Genomic DNA, 19790 nt, shown 5'->3' with positions numbered 1-19790 from the left:
TCAGTTTCCGGTTACGGCCGTATGCGGCGCAGCATTCACTGAACTCAACAGTCGGCCAAAGCGTACATCCGTCGGCCATTTCCAGATTTCAAGCGGGCTTGCCTTATCAGCAATGGAGAAGAAGATGATGTTCGCGCGACCGACCAAATTTTCAAACGGAACATAGCCGACACCGAACCGGCTATCGGCCGAGTTATCACGATTGTCGCCCATCATAAAGTAATGACCGGCAGGAACCTCGAAGACGCGCGTGTCGTCACCGATAGAGTTAGGCGCAAGATCGAGCGTGTCATAGGTCACACCGTCCGGCAATGTTTCGCGATAGACCTCGACGGGTCGGTTCACTTCGGTCACATCGGGATTGTCAATCGTGCCGATCCGTTCACGCTTGACTGCCTTATCGTTGATATAGAGCACACCGCCACGCATCTGCACGCGGTCCCCCGGCAGGCCGATCACGCGCTTGATATAATCGATGGAAGGGTCACTCGGCAGTTTGAAAACCACCACATCGCCACGCTTCGGCTCTGCACTCCAGATTCGACCTGAAAACAGATCCAATCCAAACGGCAGCGAATAGCGCGAATAGCCATAGGCATATTTCGAAACAAACAGATAATCGCCTTCCAGAAGCGTGGGACGCATGGAGCCCGACGGTATGCTGAAAGGTTGGAAAAGCAGGGTGCGAATGACCAGTGCCAGCAGCAGCGCCTGCACGATAACGCTGATGGTTTCGCCGAGGCCGCCGGATTTCTTTGTCTCACTCTTGCTGGACACGCTCATTGTATCTCCGCTTCCGATAACGCGATCTAATAACGACTATGAAAGCATGACGCAATCAGGCCGCCGGCAGAACGCCGGTTTATCGCACGATTATGAGCAGGAGTTTACCTCTCACAATCACAATTATTTCGTCTCAGGCAGGGCTTCGATGATGACGAAGGCCTGCGCGAGAGGAAAATCATCGGTAATTGTCAGATGTATGGCAGCGCGTGTTCCGGCGGGCAACAGTTTCTGCAACTGTTTCGCCGCACCGCCGGTCAAATGCATTGTGGGCTTTCCGGAAGGAGCGTTGACCACCCCCATATCCCGCCAGAAAACACCTTGCGCGATACCGGTTCCGAGCGCCTTCGCACAGGCTTCCTTTGCAGCGAAGCGCTTTGCATAAGACGCCGCACGTTGCTTGCGTCCTTCCGACTTTTTCTGCTCGATCTCTGTGAAGACGCGATTGCGGAAACGGTCACCATGTCGCTCGAGAGTACTTTCGACACGGCGAATATCGATAAGGTCGCTGCCTATGCCGACAATCATATTTTCTGAAGCTCCTGCTCGCGGTGCAGGCGATGCTTTTCCGCAAGCCGTTCGATACGGCGGCGACGGAAAGCCGAAATGGCAAACCGGGTAACGAAATAAACCACGACAGCGAACACAGCGCCCAGAATCGTAGAGCCGAACAGCATTGGCTTCAGAAGCGGGGTCCAGATTTCATCGAAGTGCATGGTTTCGAGCGCCCGCCCGAAATGAACCGGCGGAGCATTATCGATACTGCCATTCATGATGAAGCGACCAAGCTCGAACGTGCTACCCCAGATAAATGGCAAGGTCAAAGGATTGGCAAGTGTCGTTCCAAGCGCTGCAGCAGCAATGTTGCCGGCAAGGAAATAAGCCAGCACGATTGCGATGATGAGATGGAAGCCGAAGAAAGGCGTAAACGCCGAAAACACGCCAACGGCCAGACCAGCTGCGACAGCATGAGGCGAGGCCGTGATGCGTAGAATCCGCTTTCCACCGTACCGGAAGGAACGGGAGAAGGAGCGGCGCGGCCAGACCAGAAGCCTTAAACGCTCTTTTCTGGTCGGAGGATGACGGCGTTGAAACAGCATGCGCTTCTATTAATGCTCTCTCATCGTGGACACAATTGTTATTATTCGGCCAAAGCTGCCGCGCTATCGCTGCGCTCAAACGGAGCAGTGTCCAGCCTCGGTAAATAAAACCGCGGCGAAACGCCAAGCATCCTGCGGAACATCGTCGTGAAAGCGGAAACGCTGTCATAACCCAAATCCAGTGCCACGCTCGTTACCGGCTCCCCTTCGCTGAGACGGGGCACCGCGGCGAACAGACATGCCTGCTGGCGCCAGACTGAAAGGCTTACTCCGGTTTCCCGCTGGAAATGTCGGGTGAATGAGCGTCTGCTCATCGCCATCCTGCTCGCCCATTCATCAATAGTGGCGCGCGAAGAAGGCTTTTTCACGAATTCACGACATAGTTTCTGCAAACGCGGATCAGATGGAAAAGGCAACCCGAGAGAGCGTTGCGGCAATGTGTGGAGATCCCGCAGAATAAGCTCGATCACCAATGCATCGCGGCTATCCGGCTCCGGCGTGCTGTCTTGCGCAGTTGCGTCGGAGATCAGGCATCGCATGAGATCGGTAAGCCCAACCACATGAAGATAATCCGGCACACCCGACACGACGTCGACGCAGATATAGATCGACCGCATATAGACTTCACCGAGAATCTCAACCGAATGCTCCACACCTGCCGGTATCCACATGGCGTGGTCACTTGGAATCATCCAGCGTCCCGCATCCGTCGTCACCAGAACCACACCTTGCGAGGCGCAGAGAAGCTGTGCGCGGGTGTGACGATGGCGCGGCACAAAATAGCCGTCCGGGTAGCGCGTCGGCAGGGCGATCACCGGACCGCTCATGCCTTCCAGCATCGCGATACGCTGTTCGTGGAACTTCTGCAGTTCCTCGCTCCCCGGCAATAAAAGCCCTCGCGGAGACTTTGGTTTCATCGCTTCCCTGCCCTATAATTGGCCCACTCTCGAAACTATTGGACCAAAACACGAAAGCGGGCGCGAGGCAATAGTCCTATTAATGACTTGCTGAGAATGGGTCGCGACATTCGCTGGCGGAACGAGTTTGATGTTTGAAGAGGTAAGCAGCCTGTCCAAACGCCGAATTCGCAAATTTTCGCCGGCTTCTCATCAACACACCGTAATTTCCCTGAGTGCCTTATTTCCTGTGCTTGGATAATATCTGCAGGAAATACGCCTGAAGACCGGCTTTCATCTTCGGAGTATTAGTATGAGCATGAGCGCTGCACAGCAGCCATCAAACAGCGGCGCGGACAATACTGTCCTCGCCATTATTCTGGCCACCAGCATGGGCCACTTTCTGAACGACATGATGCAGTCGCTCCTTCCGGCCATCTATCCGATGCTGAAGGACAATTACAGCCTGTCATTCTGGCAGATCGGTCTTTTGACATTCACCTTCCAGATGACGGCATCAATCCTCCAGCCGCTTGTCGGCATTTATACCGACCGCAAGCCAATGCCCTATTCCCTGCCTTTTGGCATGGGGTGCACACTTGTCGGGCTCGTCTTTCTGGCGACAGCGCATCATTATTCGATCCTGCTTCTCGGTGCGGCCTTTGTTGGCTTCGGCTCGTCCGTATTTCACCCGGAAGCGGCCCGTGTGGCACGTCTTGCTTCCGGCGGGCGTCATGGCTTTGCGCAATCCCTGTTTCAGGTGGGCGGCAATTTCGGCTCGTCGATCGGTCCTCTACTGGCAGCATTCATCGTTCTGCCTTTCGGCCAGATCAGCGTGTCTTGGTTCTCCGTTGCAGCACTGATCGGCATGATGCTGCTCTGGTATGTCAGCAACTGGTATAACCGCTACCGGATTGCCAATGCCAGCAAAGCAAAGCCGGACAAGACCCTTCCGCTTCCACGCAACAAGGTTCTGGTGTCCGTCGGTGTTCTGGCGATGCTCGTTTTCACCAAGTACATCTACATGGCCAGCCTGACGAGCTACTATACCTTCTACACCATCAGCCATTTCGGCGTGACGGTGCAGGCATCGCAACTGCTTCTGTTCCTGTTCCTCGGTGCAGTCGCTGCGGGCACGATCATCGGAGGTCCGATTGGTGACAGGATCGGTGCGCGCAAGGTGATCTGGGCATCAATCCTCGGTGTCCTGCCGTTCACACTTGCCCTACCCTATGCGAACCTGGAAATGACAGCGATCCTGACGGTTATCATTGGCCTGATTCTCGCCTCAGCCTTCCCGGCAATCGTAGTGTTCGCGCAGGAACTGCTGCCGGGACGTGTCGGCATGGTGTCGGGCCTGTTCTTCGGCTTTGCTTTTGGCATGGCTGGCATCGCAGCCGCCGTTCTCGGTGTTGTCGCCGATCACAAGGGAATCGAGTATGTTTACAATATCTGCTCGTATTTGCCGCTGCTCGGGCTACTGACGATTTTCCTGCCTAAGCTGGAAAAGAACCGCAAGTTCTGACGCATTTAAAGAACGCACAGCCCGAAAGCATTTCAAGTTTCCGGGCTGTGCTTAAAATAGTGGAGCACCGCACGTCCCCCAACGGCGGTGCTCCCATGCCACTGACCTTTTGACGGCCCGGTGCAGCAGCATTCTCTTGATAGAGTATTTTTCGCTCTATCTCTTTGTTCCAACGCAAGCTCAGACGGCGAAACTGAAGCCGTGCATCGTTTCCCTGCGAAATTCATCGAAAGCAGCCGCGACCAGACGGATAAGCGGCTTACCGTCGTTTGTTGCGCTGATAACACCGCTGCGAACTTCCACCAGCCCGTCAGCCACCAGAGGGCGCAACAAGGCCAGTTCATCAGAAAACTCCACGCCGGGTGCTGTGGCGTTCAGATCGACCCGGAAGTTGCACATCAGAGCTGTGATAATACCAGCACGGATACGGTCGCTCTCGCGCATCGCATAGCCGCGAACAGTTGCCAGTTCACCCGCCTCAACACGTTTGGAATATTGCTTCACATCCGAGATATTCTGAGCATAGCCGCTGGGAAACTGCGAAATCGATGACGGTCCGAGACCAATCAATGTCTGGCAACGATCATCCGTATAGCCTTGGAAATTACGATGAAGCGTTCCGTTGCGCGCAGCGATAGCCAGATTGTCATCCGGCAATGCATAGTGATCGATCCCCACCGGCTCATAGCCGAAACCGATGAAGCTGTCCGCAACCACACGCGCCTGTGCAAAGCGTTCGTCAGCATCTGGCAAAAGGCTTGCATCGATCAAGCGCTGATTGGCGCGCCGTTGTGGAAGATGGGCATAGCCATAGCAGGCGACGCGGTCCGGCTTGAGGACTGCAACTTTTTCGCAAGTCTCGCGCAGCGTCTCGACAGTTTGCAACGGCAAGCCGTAGATAAGATCGAAGTTGAGACGATTAATGCCGACTTCGCGCAGAAGGCTGGCTGCCTTGGCAACTGTTTCTATTGGCTGTATTCGGCCGATAGCTTTTTGGACTTCAGCATCAACATCCTGTACGCCTAGGCTAGCGCGATTAACCCCCATAAGAGCAAGCGTTTGGGCCAGTTGCGGCGTGACTGTGCGCGGGTCAAGCTCAATAGCGTGCTCCATATCAGGCGCAAAATCAAACGCGATGCGCAGAGCGGCCAGAATACTGGTAAACTGGCGCGGGTTCAAAATGGAAGGTGTCCCGCCGCCCCAATGAAGATGGACCACACTGGGTCGCGTGGTCAGACTCTTGCTCACCGTTTCGATTTCGTTCAGCAGCGAGGTGCAGAAATTTTCGACCACGTCATTGCGCACGGCCATTTTTGCGTGGCAGCCGCAATAATGGCAGAGCTGCCGACAATAAGGGACGTGAATGTAAAGGGAGACACTTTCTTCCGGTCCGATTTGGCGCAACCAACGATGCGTCGTCTCAGCTCCGATCGGTACAAAGTCTGCAGCAGTCGGAAAAGACGTATATCTGGGTACGGCCAACGCTGCGTAGCGTCTTATCGCTTCTTCATGCATAGCGCGTCCACCTTAAGCGTTGGTCGCTCCGGCGAGGCCCTTCCGGATATACGCGCACCCGAACCAGGGCGACATTCCGCAGGGCAAGACGGCATGATGCGGCAAGGAAGCCCGCATGCATGACAGCCGATATTGCAATTCCCAGCCACAACAGCACCTGTTTTCCCCATTTTGAACGGCGCGATCCCAGCATCGGCCCGAAAATCAAGTACAATTTTCGGAAAGCTCGATGTCTGAACTGATCGGCTCAGAGCGTCCTTTGTGCGTTCACAGACGCACGGCGCTCTGATGCAGATCGCATCAATCTCGATGATTAAAAATAGGCTGCCCTACCGGCCGCTGCATTGATTTGAATCAACGGAAATACACCCGGCTTTTAGGGGTGACGGCTTGAATTCAGAGGCTTTCCGGGTCCATCCCGGCAACGGCAGACAGCGAGCGACGCGACAGGATTTCCACCGTATTGGCGTCAAGCAACTGGATCAGCCCCTGGGTCTTCAGCTTGGTGAAGCTGCGGCTGACGGTTTCAATCGTCAAACCGAGATAGTCAGCAATATCGGTGCGATTCATTGATAGATGAACCGGATTGGGCTTCTCTCCGCGCTTCTCGGCCCGAGCCGACAAAACCAGAAGAAAGCTCGCAAGCTTTTCCACCGGTGCGAGGCGCCCAAGCACGAGCTGATTGTCGCGTGCCGTACGAAGGGCTGCCCGGGTCATCTGATGCAGGCGTTCCTTCAACTTCGGAAAACGCTCCATCAGATCATCCATCTCCTTGGTGGAGAAAGCGCACAAAACCGATGGCACTACGGCCTCGGCTGACTGGGAATAGGTCTCGTCATCAGCCAGACCGAGATAGTCGCCGGGAAACAGGAAACCCGCGATCTGCCGACGCCCATCTGGAAGCGATGTGTAGATGCGCAGCATGCCCGAGGTCAGGCTGAAGACGCGGCGCTTCGGCTCGCCTTCTTCCACAAGCAGCTCATTGGCATCAAGACGCTTGGAGGTCATGATCGCCTCAAGAGCGCCAAGGTCGCCATCATCCAGCGCAGCACAAACCGCCGTGCGCCGGACATCGCAATCCACACACACTCCACATGGCGCACGATAAGGCGATCTGGGATCGAATATGATAGGCGCTAAACTCACGATGGGATCCTGTTTGTGGAAGCCGAAAGAACCTCCTTGCGGCCATCCTAAAATAGGCAACTAAAACGCATCCCGCAAAGCGGAATTTCGCCGCAGGGGTGCATGCCTCCCCCACTGCGTGTTGAAAGCCTCAGTCCTGCTTGGTCAAATGTTGCGGCTACCCGGCTTTACAGCCGGAATTGCAGCAAGCTCCGGCGGCAATTTATCTACAGAGTAGGCTGGAACTTCATATTCTGCGAGCGAAATCAGCTTCGTGCCGACATCAGCCTTGCCCGCTGAACGGTCAACAATGCAGGCGGCAGCCACGACTTCGATGCCGAGGTCCTTCATGCAGTCGATTGTTTCACGAATGGAAAGTCCCGTCGTGACGATATCTTCCACGATAACGACCCGCGCGCCCTTCGGAACGTCGAATCGGCGCAAACGGAACACACCATTTTCACGCTCCACCCAGACGGAAGGGACATGCAAATGACGCGAGGTTTCATAGGAAGGAATCAGACCGCCAATCGCCGGTCCGACCACGTAATCGATGGTGCCCAGATTTGCCACCTTGATTTTCTCAGCGAGCGCTTTGCAGAGCTTTTCCGTCTTGTCGGCATGCATGAAAACCCGGGCCTTTTGGAGGAAGACAGGGCTGCGCAAGCCTGAGGTCAGAATAAAGTGTCCTTCAAGGATAGCTCCCGCTTCGCGGAAGACGGCAAGCACATCTTCGGTATTCATCTTAGTCCTATCCGTTCACGCGTTTTGCGCCACTGACGCTTGCGCTTTCTTTCAATTGGGAAATGATACGGTTGAGATGCTTGAGGTCCCAAACCTCGACATCGATAATCATCTCGGTGAAATCCGGGGCAGTTCGCACCATGGAAAGATTGTGAATATTGGCATCGTTGGCCGCCACAATCTGCGCTATCTCCGCCAGCGAACCGGGCGAATTGATAGCCGATACGCTGATGCGTGCCGGGAAACGCTCGCTCATCTGCTCGTCAATGTCCCAACGCACGTCAATCCAGCGTTCCGGTTGATCGTCATAGGCCGTCAGCGCAGGCGACTGGATCGGATAGATCGTGATACCCGCGCCCGGTTGGAGGATACCGACGATACGATCTCCAGGCACGGCCCCTTCCGGGGCAAAGCGCACAGGCAGGTCTGAATTGGTGCCGCGAATCGGCAGGGCCTTTTTCCCGGGCTTCGGCACAGCCCCGGCTTCACCGTTCGTAGCATCCTCGCTACCTTCAGGCACCTTGAAGATCATGCCGGCGGCATTCTGAATGTTAAACCAGCCCTTTTCGCCAGTCTTGGCGGGACTGTTCTGCGAGGTGACGCGGGTATCCTGATAGTCTGGATAGACTGCCTTGACCACGTCGGTTGATGGCAGCTCACCCCTCCCGACTGCCGCCAGCACGTCCTCCACATCCTTACGCGCCAGACGCGGAAGTCCCGGCTTGAGAATATCCTTACTGAACGGCTTCCCGGCACGTTCAAAAGCGCGTTCCAGAATACGCATGCCAAGCCCGGAATATTGTTTGCGGACGGCCGAACGTGTTGCACGTCTGATGGCAGCGCGGGCCTTGCCGGTCGCGACAAGTGACTCCCAGGCTGCGGGCGGAACCTGCGCCTTGGAACGGATGATGTCCACTTCATCGCCGTTCTTCAGTTCGGTCATCAGCGGCATGATACGCCCGTTGACCTTCGCGCCCACGCAGCTATCGCCGATATCGGTGTGAACCGCATAGGCGAAATCGATCGGCGTCGCGCCACGAGGCAAGGCGATGAGACGCCCCTTCGGCGTGAAGCAGAAGACCTGATCCTGAAAGAGCTCAAGCTTGGTGTGTTCGAGAAACTCTTCTGGATTATCGCCTTCGGAAAGCTGCTCTATCGTCTGGCGCAACCAGGCATAAGCATTGGTTTCGGTGGAAATCTTGTGCGGATTGTTGGCGCTGCCACGATCCTTGTAGATCGAGTGCGCGGCAACGCCGAACTCCGCTATCTCGTCCATTTCTCGCGTACGGATCTGCAGCTCGATACGCTGCCGCGACGGACCAATGATCGTGGTATGGATTGACCGGTAATCGTTCTGCTTGGGCGTGGAAATATAATCCTTGAACCGTCCCGGAACCATCGACCATGTCGTATGAATAAGACCGAGTGCCCGATAGCAGTCCTGTAACGTATCGACCATCACGCGGAAGCCGAAAATATCGGAAAGCTGCTCGAATGACAGGCCCTTAGTTTCCATCTTACGGAAAACCGACCACGCCTTCTTCTGACGGCTCTTCACACTGGCCTTGATGCCGTGTTTCTCGAAAATTTCGGACAAGTCCTTTTCGATTTTCTGCAACAGGCCCCGGTTTTTCTCCAGAAGCTCGGCCAGGCGATCCGTCACGGCCCGCCATGCATCTGGATTGATATAACGGAAGGCCAGTTCTTCCAGCTCTTCGCGCATATCCTGCATACCCATGCGGCCCGCGAGCGGCGCATAGATATCCATGGTTTCCTCTGCGATGCGCAGACGTTTGTCTTCCCGCATCACGCCCAGCGTACGCATATTGTGCAAACGGTCAGCAAGCTTGACCAGAAGAACGCGCACGTCTTCGGAGATGGCTAGCAGCAGCTTGCGAAGGTTTTCAGCCTGCACCGCCTTCTTAGAAACAAGGTCGAGCTTCTTGAGCTTTGTCAGTCCTTCGACGAGCTTGCCGATTTCAGGACCGAAGAGCTGATCGATTTCCTGCCGGGTGGCCGTCGTGTCTTCGATCGTGTCGTGCAGGAGCGCGATGGCAATCGTCGCTTCGTCGAGATGCATATCGGTGAGGATCGCCGCGACCTCGAGTGGATGGGAAAAATAAGGGTCGCCCGAAGCGCGCTTCTGGCTGCCATGCTTTTGCATGGCATAAACATATGCCTTGTTGAGAAGCGCCTCGTTCACGTCAGGCTTGTATCGCTGTACACGCTCCACAAGCTCATATTGGCGCATCATCTACAAGAACTCCCATTCAAACCGATACTTGGAACCATACCGGGCATTGTGACCCAAAATCGCTGAAAATCGAATAGTTCTCGACGTTTAGGCTCGATTTTCTGCTGACAATATTAATTTCCTGCAGAAATCGCCCGTCATCGATGCCTTCTACACGACGTTTACGAGCATATAAAAACCTACGCGACAGGGCGGCCTGCACGGTTGATCAGCCAATAAAAACATGCGCCGCGACCGGGCAGTCGCAGCGCATGCAAAAGAGAATTGGTTCAAACGACGATCAGAAGTCGTCGTTTTTCTCCGGTGCAACGAGTCCTTCGATACCCGCAAGCAGCTCTTCTTCCGACATACGGTCGAAAGCAACTACGTCTTCTTCGGCAGCATCTGCAATGCCTTCGGCAACTTCTTCCGAAGAAGACGTAATCTGTGCCGGTGCAGCGGCTTCCGGCTCGTCGACTTCCACGTGCTTCTGCAGCGAATGGATGAGATCTTCCTTCAGATCGTCCGGCGAGAGGGTTTCGTCGGCGATTTCGCGCAGAGCAACAACAGGATTCTTGTCATTGTCGCGGTCGATGGTGATCTGTGCACCCTGGGAAATTTGGCGAGCACGGTGACCAGCCAGCAGAACCAGTTCAAACCGGTTCTCGACCTTATCTACGCAGTCCTCAACAGTGACGCGGGCCATGCGCGGTCCCTTTCATTTCTCGAACTTTAATGGATTTTTCTCCACATAACGCTTGTGGAGCCAAATTACAAGCAAAAGCGGAATTGCTCGTGCCTCGCTTCGTCAAATCTGCCAAAAGAACGTCAAGTTCATGGATTCGCCGCATAAAACACGGCGGCGTGTCGAAATGGCACAATATTTTGTAATTCGGCCACCGATTATAGAGGCGGGAATCCCGTATGAGTAATTTAGTTCGGCCAAATAACAACCAATGGTTGCTTGTTTTTCTGTAATATGTCCTTAGAAGGCAATAAACGCACTGGTAAAATTTGTTACCACCCGCCGTTAAGAAAACAAACTGAATAAGCGGTCGTCGGTCCACTCCCGCCCGGCCGTAGAGTGGATATATTGCACGATGTTCGATTCTCGTGAAAAGATTGCCCTTTTTATTGACGGCGCCAATTTATACGCCGCCTCCAAAACGCTGGGGTTCGATATTGATTATCGGAAGCTCTTAAAGGCGTTTCAGAAGCGTGGCTATCTGCTCCGTGCATATTATTATACTGCTCTCGTTGAAGATCAGGAATATTCCTCAATACGCCCTTTGATCGACTGGCTGGATTATAACGGCTATAAGGTCGTCACCAAGGCTGCCAAGGAATTCACGGATTCTACCGGACGCCGCAAGGTGAAGGGCAATATGGATATCGAGCTGACAGTCGATGCGATGCAGCTCACCGATACAGTCGACCATTTTGTTATTTTCTCTGGTGACGGGGATTTCCGTTCGCTTGCCGAAGCTCTTCAGCGCAAGGGCCGCAAGGTTTCGGTCGTCTCGACTCTCACTACCCAGCCTGCCATGATCTCTGATGAACTGCGCCGCCAGGCAGACCATTTCATCGATCTGGTCTCACTCAAGGCTGAGATTGGTCGCGACCCGTCTGAACGCGCACCGCGCCGCCAGGATGATGATCTCGACGACAGCTATTGACGCCGTCGTCGTCCCGGTTCATGCAGAGGCATGATTTCCGAACCATCTCCCAATTGCGATATCTGTCCGAGGCTGCACGCATTCCTACAGGAATGGCGTCGCAAGGAACCATTGTGGCATAATTCACCGGTTCCACCGTTTCTGCCCGTACATGATGACGATGTCCGGCTCCTGATTGTGGGGCTGGCGCCGGGTTTACGTGGCGCCAACAGGACCGGGCGACCGTTTACCGGCGATTATGCTGGCGACCTTCTCTACAGCACGCTGTGTGAGTTTGGATTTGCTACCGGTAAGTTTGAAGCGCGTCCCGACGATAGTTTGCGCCTGGTGGATGCCTGTATCGTCAATGCGGTGCGCTGCGTACCACCGGAAAACAAACCCATCGGCTCTGAGGTCAACAATTGCCGGCAGTTCCTGTCGCCGATGCTGACCCGGTTTCAGAATCTGCAGGCAATTGTCACGCTGGGAACGATTGCGCACCAATCCACGGTGCGCGCCCTTGGCGCGCCGGTTGCGCGACATCCGTTCGGTCACGACCGGGCGAGTGACATCGGCAGCCTGCGCATTTTTTCCAGCTATCACTGCTCACGCTATAACACGAATACCGGGCGACTGACGGATGCGATGTTCCGCACCGTATTCCGAAATGTACGCGATTATCTGAATCAAAAGAGCGCCTAAGGCGCTCTTTTCTTTGCAGATATTCATCCCTTATCCCGCATCAAGCGAGCCTTTTCGCGATTCCAGTCGCGTTTCTTTTCCGTCTCGCGCTTGTCATGAGTCTTTTTGCCTCGCGCCAATGCCAATTCCAGCTTGGCCCGTCCTCTGTCATTGAAGTAGAGCTTCAACGGCACCACGGTCATCCCATCGCGGGATACAGAGTTGAACAGGCGCGACATTTCACGCTTGCTGATGAGCAGTTTGCGCAAGCGCCGCGGCTCATGATTGAAACGATTGCCCTGCGTATATTCTGGGATATAGGAATTGATGAGCCAAAATTCGCCATTCTCAAAGCTCGCATAGCTTTCCGCTATGTTGGATTGATTGGCGCGCAGCGACTTGACCTCGGTGCCTGTCAGGACGAGACCGGCTTCGAGTGTATCAAGAATTTCAAAGTTGAAGCGCGCCTTGCGGTTTTCCGCGATGATCTTGCGCACGGGAGAATTCTTCGGCTTGTTCATGATGGCACCATATAATGTGCAATGCCTGAAATGAAAACGCTCCCGAAGCTACGGGAGCGTAAAAATTGGCGAAAGCACTAAAATTGACAGGTCAGTTGACCAGGCCCGCATGTTTCATGGCCTGATCAATTTTCTCTGCTGTGGCTGCTTCTACGGTCACCATAGGCGAACGCAGCACGTTTTCCACGCGACCAAGCCGCGACAGCGCATACTTCGGACCCGACGGATTCGGTTCGATGAAGAGCGCCTTATGCAGCGGCATGAGACGATCCTGAAGCTCGAGCGCCCTGGCAAAATCGCCAGCCTGACATGCATCCTGGAATTCGGCACATAGACGTGGCGCGATGTTGGACGTCACCGAAATGCACCCTACCCCGCCATGGGCGTTGAAACCCAAGGCAGTGGCATCTTCGCCGGAAAGTTGGATAAATTCCTTTCCACACGTTGCTCGTTGTTCCGATACGCGCTCGATCTTGCCGGTCGCATCCTTGACGCCCACAATATTCTTGTGGTCGCGAACGAGAGCGCCCATCGTTTCCGGTGTCATGTCGATGACCGAACGGCCGGGAATATTGTAGATGATGAGCGGAATTGAGATGGAACGTGCCACGCGCGAGAAATGCTCGTAAAGGCCGCGTTGGTTCGGCTTGTTGTAATAAGGCGTGACGACGAGAACAGCATCAGCACCAGCCTTTTCGGCATGCTGTGCCAGTTCGATCGCTTCGACCGTATTGTTGGAGCCCGCACCGGCAATCACAGGAACACGGCCTGCCGCAACCTCGATACAAACCTCAATAACGCGCTTGTGCTCGTCATGCGACAGGGTCGGCGTTTCGCCAGTCGTGCCGACCGGAACCAGACCTTTGGTGCCTTCTTCGATCTGCCAGTTTACAAATGCGCGAAAGGCTTTCTCGTCGAACGCTCCTTCGGAATCGAATGGCGTGACAAGCGCGGTAATTGAGCCCTTCAGCATTAGTGAACTCCTGAAAAAAGAAAGACTGGACCTCATTCCACGGATCAGCTTGGGTTACCCTTGCTTCTGATCGGGTTGAGGCGTTGCACAATAGTCTTGCAGCACGAGTGGAGCAAGCGGGGTACGCTGGCAAAACAAGCGGAATACGGCAGTTTTGCGGCAAAAAATGCAGCATCGTCCATGCTTCACCGGCTATTCGTCGAATTGCCTTCGGAAACATTGGAGATCTGCCCCGCCAAACTCCATACAGCGACACACGATAAGGCTTTATTAAGGATGATTTCACTCCTTGAGCTTATCCTCATTGTCGAATACCGCCGCTCTAATGCCGGGCTAAGAAAAGCCGGATTTAAACAACATATTGCGTATCAACCAAGTCTTTGTTCTAGTTAGCCAATGTCAAAACAAACCGCAGCGATATCCTTGAAAAGAAAAGCCCTCCTCACGAGCTGCATTGTTGCGGTTGCCTTGCAGCCAATGATTTCTCTCGCCCAGTCTTCGCTGCCAACTGATGTGCCAACGCCACTTGCACGTCCCTTTGCGCCGACAACGACACACCAGTCGCCAATGAACCTGGTGACGCCGAAACCTCGCCCCGCCGCGCCCGACCCGATCATGACGTCGGCGGTCAGCCGCATGGAAAATCCGGCAGCAATTGGCGGAACACTGAAAAGCGGGCTTGATGCCCTTTCCGCTCGTGACGCGGCAAGTGCGATCGCATTTCGCAACGCTATGCCCCACGGCTCGCTCGACCGTCAGATTTTGACCTGGGCAATAGCCACGTCCGGTCTCGCTGGTGTCTCAAGCACAGAGATTGCTAAAGCGGCATCGGATTTGCGTGGTTGGCCTGGAATGTCGGTTCTGCGTCGCAACTCAGAACGCGCCCTCTTCAAGGAAAACCCCGCGGCGGCAACCGTAATCGCTACATTCGGCAAAACGCGTCCGCAGACCACTGAGGGTATGATCCTGCTCGCCCGTGCCTATGTCAGCACCGGCAACGCAAGCAGAGCACACGGATTGCTCTCGCCTTGGTGGGCCAAACAGCGGCTTTCCGCCGATGATGAGCGAACAATTCTGAAGGAGTTTTCGGGCGTTCTGACTCGCGAGGACCATCAACGCCGTATTCTGAACTCTCTCTACAATGACCGCATGCAGTCCGCAAAGCTGCTCGCAGGGCCTGCGCAGGCCCAATCGCTCTACAATGCCTTTGCGGCCGTCGCACAAAAATCTCCGAACGCAGCGAGAGCGATAGCGGACGTCGACCGCACATGGCAAGGCAATGCAGCCTATCAGTTCCTGAAAATTCGCTATCTGCGTCGCGCCGAACGCTATAACGAGGCGGCGAACCTTATGCTCAATGCGCCCCGTCAGGCATCAGCACTTATCGATCCAGACGCCTGGTGGGTCGAGCGCCGTATCCTGTCACGGGAACTGCTCGACCTTGGCAAACCGCAACTCGCCTACAAGCTGGTTTCGGCTCATGCAGCCGAATCACCTACAATGGCCGCAGAAGCGGAATTCCATGCTGGATGGTATGCGCTTCGTGCTCTGAACCAGCCGAAGGCGGCCGCACCGCATTTTGCGAAAATCGCAGAAATCTCCTCACGTCCGATTTCCGCTTCTCGCGCCTTCTACTGGCTGGGACGGTCGGCTGAAGCCGGTGCAGGCGGCAATGCGCGTGACTATTATCGTCGCTCCGCTCATTTCGGCACGACATTTTACGGACAGCTTTCAGCGGCCAAGCTGAGCGAAAAGGCACCAGAGCTTATCTATCCACGACCTACTGAAGCGGATCGTGCTCGGTTTGCGGGGCGCCCCGCCGTACAGGCCATCAAGCGATTGGAACAAGTCGGATACAGCAGTCGCGCGACGACGCTCTACAACCAACTATCACAGGAACTGGACAGCGTCGGTGAACTGGCCCTGCTTGCGGTCATGGCCGAGCGCAACGAGAATCACTATCTGGCGCTGCGCGTCGGCAAGAATGCTGCGCTGCGCGGCCTCGATGTGGGTGCTCTGTCGCATCCGCTCGGCGCGATTCCCGCCACTGCCAATATAAGCGGCTCGGGCAAAGCCCTTGCCTATGCTATTGCGCGGCAGGAAAGTGAATTCAACGTCGGTGCGGTTTCAAAAGCTGGCGCGCGTGGTCTGCTGCAGCTTATGCCCGCAACGGCCAAAAGCGTCGCTAGCCGCAACGGTATGAGCTTCTCCGCACCGCGCCTCACGAGTGACGCAGGCTATAACGCAACGCTTGGCGCGCATTTTCTCGGTGAGCAGCTTGACCGTTTCAACGGGTCTTACGTACTTACCTTCGCTGGTTACAATGCGGGACCCCGCCGGGCATCGGAATGGGTCGAGAAATATGGTGATCCACGTGGCAAGCCCATCGATCAGGTTGTGGATTGGATCGAACGCATCCCATATTCAGAAACACGGAACTATGTTCAGCGCGTAATGGAAAACTACGAGGTCTACAAAGCCCGCTTAACTGGTAGCGCCGATATTCAGACCGATCTGATTTACGGTCGGCGCTAGAGCGGTCCCCATTTTGGGAAGACCGCTCTAAAATGAAAAAAGCAGGCTATTCGCCTGCTTTTCTTGTCCGTCGCGATTTTGGTTTAGTGGCTGCTTTTCGGGTTTTTGCCGCTTTCTTTACGCTGGTCCTGTTCGCTGCATCAATCAGCATGATGGATTGCCCAATCCAACCTTCACGCTCCACACGGCGCGGGAATCCTATGTTTCGCTCGATCCATCGCGATTCGTCTTCGTTCCAACCGGCAATCTGGTCGTAGTGAAACACGCCGATTTCATTGAGCAACCGCTGAACCGCCCTACCGATACCATTTATAACCGTCAGGTCATCTGGCTTTCCAAAGCGTGCAGCTTCCAGAAGCTCTGGACGGCCCGGATCGCAAACCGGTTCTATCTTGGCATCCGGCTTTTCAGCCTGCGAAGGCCAGGTTCCGACCACTTCCGCCTCTGGCACAGCCTTCACCTCAGTTTTTTGCCGCTCGCTTGGCTGGAATGAAGCCCTGGGTTCCTCTGCTTTAGCCTGTGCTTCGGCCTCTTTGGCGGCTTCCGGCTTCGCATCGGCAGGCAACGTAGCGTGTGCTGCGGCTATGATTGTGCGTTCATGGTCCGAAACCACCGCGCTTCTACGTCTTGCGAAGCGGCCTAAAAGACAGCCGACAACAAAAGCGATGGCGACAAGAACAGCCAGTTGAACAATCAGCAACGGCATATAGTTTCCTCGTACTCCAAATTACTCAAGCCCGACGACCGCATCCGCCGTCAACTTTCCCTGCCCTCAATGTGCTGCCACTACTTCAAAGCGGTCAGCCAACCCACGCCAGCGCCGATCAGAACCGCCGCGACCAGAACAGGCCAAAACGATATGGCTAAATAGAGCATTGCCAGGTCCGCTTTCTGTTACGGGAACGGAACATATGATCCGCTATGCCTACTCATAAAGGGAAAGGAAAGACCCGAACAGGCAGGCTGTCAATTCCGAACAGAAAACTGACTGGGGGCAGAACTCCAAATCCGGTCAACCTTCCTTGCTGTCGAAGCTAGGGGGTGCCGATCGCCACCCGCCCTTTCTTCAGAGCGAACGGAAGCGGGGCGTTCAACTGGGATTCTATCTTTTGATAGCTGTTATCGTCTTCTGGCGTGCCTTTGACAGAGATGTTGAGATCTGAAATCTCAATTTCCCCTTCCCGCAGACCCGATAGAAGCTGCAACGCAAACACCACCGAATCCACAAAGCTCACCGGACTGCCACGGCTTACGGCCATCTCGTCATCTAGCGGAATGCCGGGAGAAGCACTTTCAGCCGCCGCCATGATACGGTCTCTGGCATCATTATCTGGAACGGAACCAGACAAAATGATTCCGTCTGCGCTCTTTTTGATCTTTAGAGCGTAGGGCGACACGAGCGGGAGGACACTCGTCAGATCGATGATTTCCCGAATCCCTCTCACCTGATCCAGTGCTGCTTTTGCGGCGGACCGAGCCTCAGGATTGGGCGCTATGCCCTTAAGCGTCACATCACGACCGTCCACATCGAAGCCCGTCCAGATATATGGAGCCAGTGCTTCGCCGGCGCGCGTCGCGATATCCGTCTCCACCCGATCGGCACCGAACCAGAGCGCAAGCGCCGTCAGCGCTGCGGTCCAGGTCACTCCGGGCCAAAACCATTTGAACATGTCGTAGCATCCCCAGGCTGGTAATCATCGAATATGAAACGGCAAAATACATGCTGTTCTCTATTCGTACAAAGACCGAGTTTCCGGCGAAAGCAAGATCGCAGCTATGAAAATCCGCAAACAAAAAACCCGGCAGCGACGCTGCCGGGTTCTCTTTGAACAATCCCAAAAGGATTAGAACGAGCGCTGGAAGCGAACCATGCCCTGGAAAGCATCCTTGCCGTCGAGGCTGGTGTTCTTGTCGTTCCACTGTACGTAGGTAACTTCCGGCGTAATGGTGAAACCAGGAACCAACTGGTAAGCAACGTTTGCAGTTGCTTCGAAGGTTTCGGAGTCATCGTAAGCGAGCTGCAAGTTGAAGGTAGCCTTTTCGGTTGCCTTGAACGCAGCGCCACCCCAGACAGCCCAGTCGCCGCCCCAGGTGCCGTAGAACGAGTCGATTACGCGGTAGGATTCACCGTTGGCGATAGCGTAATGGTCGTCATTGGACTTGTAACCACCCATTACCCAGACCGAGAAACGATCCGTGATGTTTACGTCGCCGCGAACCTTGCCGGCCCACTCTTCGTTACGGGCGTCATAAGCCGCAACTGCAGCGATCGAGCCCCAGCCGCCAGCGTACTTCAGGCCGCCAACAACATGCGGCATGTAGTCCTTGAGCGTAACGTCAACGTCAGCGTCGCCATTGCCGCCTTCTTCGAACGACAGGATGGCCGAGAAGCCGTTGCCGCCGGTGAAGGTGTAGCTGATGAGGTTGGTGCGATAGCCGCCGGCGAGGATCACGTCGTCATTGATGACGTTGCCGAGGTAACCAGGGAAGGTCACGAAGGCCGATTCATCAAGACCAACGCGCAGACCGCCGAGTTGGATGTAAGCGTAACGCAGCGAGCTGTTTTCGCTCGAACCGTATGCGTCTTCTTCGCCGTCGCCACCGCCGTTCCAGTTGTAACGCAGTTCGGTGTAGGTCTTCAGAGTGCCGAGTTCGGTTTCCGAAGCGGTCGAGAAACGGAGCGTCGCACGGGCGTTCTTGCCCCAGGTGTCACGATCAATGTCGCTAGCCGTACGGGCATAAACGCGATCGCCACCCTTGGCGTCGTAACGAACATAGCCATGGATACGCAGGCAGGTTTCGGTGCCCGGGATGTAGAAGTAGCCAGCGCCGTAAGCATCGCAGACGCGGACATATTCAACGGCTTCTGGCTCTGGCGCGACGATTGCGTCGGCAGCCTGAGCGCCGGAAGCTGCAACCAGAGCTGCAGCGGAGCCAAGGAGAAGGCTCTTGATGTTCATTTCTGACCTCCAGTCAAAGTTAAAAATGGGTCTGGGCATTCTGATTTGGCTGAAGGACAACCTGTCCCCATCCCCTTTTGAAAAAGTCGCCCCGAAGCGCTCCTTCTTCTGGATGTGAAGATACTCGCCCGCTTTCTCGTTTCAACATCGAATGCACTCTCCCAACCTTTCTCGTGCTTCTATGAGGGAGGGTTGTTGCAGAAAAGACACGAAATTGCCCGTTTCCAGGTAACTCATTTACAGCTTATTAACATGAGTAAAGGCGAATTAACGGGTCTTAACGCTTGAAAATACGCGATATTTGACATCGACACTGCTTCCGGCATGCGAATCTGTAAATTGACCTGCTCCGGACTCAGAATATGTCAAAGTACCATCGCGAACCGCCACATTGGTTGAATTCAAGGCGAATCTCCGGCCTTATATATCTGCGAAATGGTCTCCGCGGCTTTCCGTGAAAGCCTCTGATTCCTGCTATATTTCAGATCGCGTATATATAAAGTGCGATAATTCGCAGGAAAAATTACCAGTTGGCGCGCAATTC

General features: G+C 54.9%; 18 protein-coding genes. 4 read left to right on the top strand and 14 right to left on the bottom strand.

The window, feature by feature from the left end; genetic code table 11:
- From lepB to FJQ48_RS13415, 4 genes are all read right to left on the bottom strand, one after another.
- Entirely contained in the window at positions 1-783 is a 783-nt protein-coding gene (gene lepB / locus FJQ48_RS13430; protein ID WP_139975524.1) for a signal peptidase I, read from the bottom strand.
- Between the two features lie 123 nt (positions 784-906).
- Positions 907-1311 (bottom strand): holo-ACP synthase, encoded by a 405-nt coding sequence (gene acpS, locus FJQ48_RS13425; RefSeq protein WP_139975523.1) that lies wholly within the window; start codon positions 1309-1311, stop codon positions 907-909.
- Positions 1308-1883, bottom strand: a complete 576-nt coding sequence (locus FJQ48_RS13420; RefSeq protein WP_139975522.1) for a DUF2062 domain-containing protein — start codon at positions 1881-1883, stop codon at positions 1308-1310. The genes acpS and FJQ48_RS13420 overlap by 4 nt, the downstream gene beginning before the upstream one ends.
- A 41-nt stretch (positions 1884-1924) precedes the next feature.
- Positions 1925-2770: a helix-turn-helix transcriptional regulator gene (locus tag FJQ48_RS13415; RefSeq protein ID WP_180350235.1), complete on the bottom strand. Its 846-nt coding sequence runs from the start codon at positions 2768-2770 to the stop codon at positions 1925-1927.
- 322 nt (positions 2771-3092) lie between these two features.
- Here FJQ48_RS13415 and FJQ48_RS13410 point away from each other — a divergent pair, with 322 nt between their 5' ends.
- On the top strand, positions 3093-4304 hold the full coding sequence (locus FJQ48_RS13410; protein ID WP_139975520.1) for an MFS transporter: 1212 nt from the start codon (positions 3093-3095) through the stop codon (positions 4302-4304).
- Between the two features lie 180 nt (positions 4305-4484).
- Here FJQ48_RS13410 and hemN read toward each other — a convergent pair whose 3' ends face one another.
- The 5 genes from hemN to rpoZ form a co-directional block, all read right to left on the bottom strand.
- Positions 4485-5819: an oxygen-independent coproporphyrinogen III oxidase gene (hemN, locus tag FJQ48_RS13405; RefSeq protein ID WP_139975519.1), complete on the bottom strand. Its 1335-nt coding sequence runs from the start codon at positions 5817-5819 to the stop codon at positions 4485-4487.
- Positions 5820-6215: 396 nt separating this feature from the next.
- The gene (locus FJQ48_RS13400) at positions 6216-6965 is read right to left on the bottom strand and encodes a cyclic nucleotide-binding domain-containing protein (protein ID WP_139975518.1); all 750 of its coding nucleotides are present in this window, start codon (positions 6963-6965) and stop codon (positions 6216-6218) included.
- A gap of 144 nt (positions 6966-7109) precedes the next feature.
- Positions 7110-7688 carry an orotate phosphoribosyltransferase gene (gene pyrE, locus FJQ48_RS13395; RefSeq protein ID WP_139975517.1) on the bottom strand — a complete coding sequence of 193 codons (579 nt, stop codon included), beginning with the start codon at positions 7686-7688 and terminating at the stop codon, positions 7110-7112.
- 7 nt (positions 7689-7695) lie between these two features.
- The gene (locus tag FJQ48_RS13390) at positions 7696-9942 is read right to left on the bottom strand and encodes a bifunctional (p)ppGpp synthetase/guanosine-3',5'-bis(diphosphate) 3'-pyrophosphohydrolase (RefSeq protein ID WP_139975516.1); all 2247 of its coding nucleotides are present in this window, start codon (positions 9940-9942) and stop codon (positions 7696-7698) included.
- Positions 9943-10222: 280 nt separating this feature from the next.
- Positions 10223-10627, bottom strand: a complete 405-nt coding sequence (gene rpoZ, locus FJQ48_RS13385) for a DNA-directed RNA polymerase subunit omega (protein ID WP_061347279.1) — start codon at positions 10625-10627, stop codon at positions 10223-10225.
- Positions 10628-11021: 394 nt separating this feature from the next.
- Between rpoZ and FJQ48_RS13380 the strand changes: the two genes are divergently transcribed.
- Positions 11022-11597 carry an NYN domain-containing protein gene (locus FJQ48_RS13380; protein WP_012092419.1) on the top strand — a complete coding sequence of 192 codons (576 nt, stop codon included), beginning with the start codon at positions 11022-11024 and terminating at the stop codon, positions 11595-11597.
- 30 nt (positions 11598-11627) lie between these two features.
- The gene (locus tag FJQ48_RS13375; protein WP_139975515.1) at positions 11628-12278 is read left to right on the top strand and encodes a uracil-DNA glycosylase; all 651 of its coding nucleotides are present in this window, start codon (positions 11628-11630) and stop codon (positions 12276-12278) included.
- A gap of 23 nt (positions 12279-12301) precedes the next feature.
- Here the strand turns inward: FJQ48_RS13375 and smpB are convergent, their stop codons facing one another.
- Positions 12302-12778: an SsrA-binding protein SmpB gene (gene smpB / locus FJQ48_RS13370; protein WP_010661627.1), complete on the bottom strand. Its 477-nt coding sequence runs from the start codon at positions 12776-12778 to the stop codon at positions 12302-12304.
- A gap of 91 nt (positions 12779-12869) precedes the next feature.
- Complete coding sequence (gene dapA, locus FJQ48_RS13365; protein WP_139975514.1) at positions 12870-13751, bottom strand: 4-hydroxy-tetrahydrodipicolinate synthase; 882 nt, start codon at positions 13749-13751, stop codon at positions 12870-12872.
- Positions 13752-14228: 477 nt separating this feature from the next.
- Between dapA and FJQ48_RS13360 the strand changes: the two genes are divergently transcribed.
- Positions 14229-16286, top strand: coding sequence for a lytic transglycosylase domain-containing protein (locus FJQ48_RS13360; protein ID WP_139976286.1), 2058 nt, complete (start codon positions 14229-14231; stop codon positions 16284-16286).
- 46 nt (positions 16287-16332) lie between these two features.
- Here the strand turns inward: FJQ48_RS13360 and FJQ48_RS13355 are convergent, their stop codons facing one another.
- The 3 genes from FJQ48_RS13355 to FJQ48_RS13345 form a co-directional block, all read right to left on the bottom strand.
- Positions 16333-16992, bottom strand: a complete 660-nt coding sequence (locus FJQ48_RS13355; RefSeq protein WP_139975513.1) for a 50S ribosomal protein L21 — start codon at positions 16990-16992, stop codon at positions 16333-16335.
- A gap of 328 nt (positions 16993-17320) precedes the next feature.
- Complete coding sequence (locus FJQ48_RS13350; RefSeq protein ID WP_139975512.1) at positions 17321-17956, bottom strand: BON domain-containing protein; 636 nt, start codon at positions 17954-17956, stop codon at positions 17321-17323.
- 174 nt (positions 17957-18130) lie between these two features.
- On the bottom strand, positions 18131-19246 hold the full coding sequence (locus tag FJQ48_RS13345; protein ID WP_139975511.1) for a porin: 1116 nt from the start codon (positions 19244-19246) through the stop codon (positions 18131-18133).
- Positions 19247-19790: the final 544 nt, after the last annotated feature.

Origin of the sequence: Ochrobactrum sp. CGA5 (assembly GCF_006345815.1) — a bacterium.
Classification (GTDB): Bacteria; Pseudomonadota; Alphaproteobacteria; order Rhizobiales; family Rhizobiaceae; genus Brucella.
Note: the sequence above shows the minus strand (reverse complement) of the source record. Positions and strands in the feature narration are given on the sequence as shown.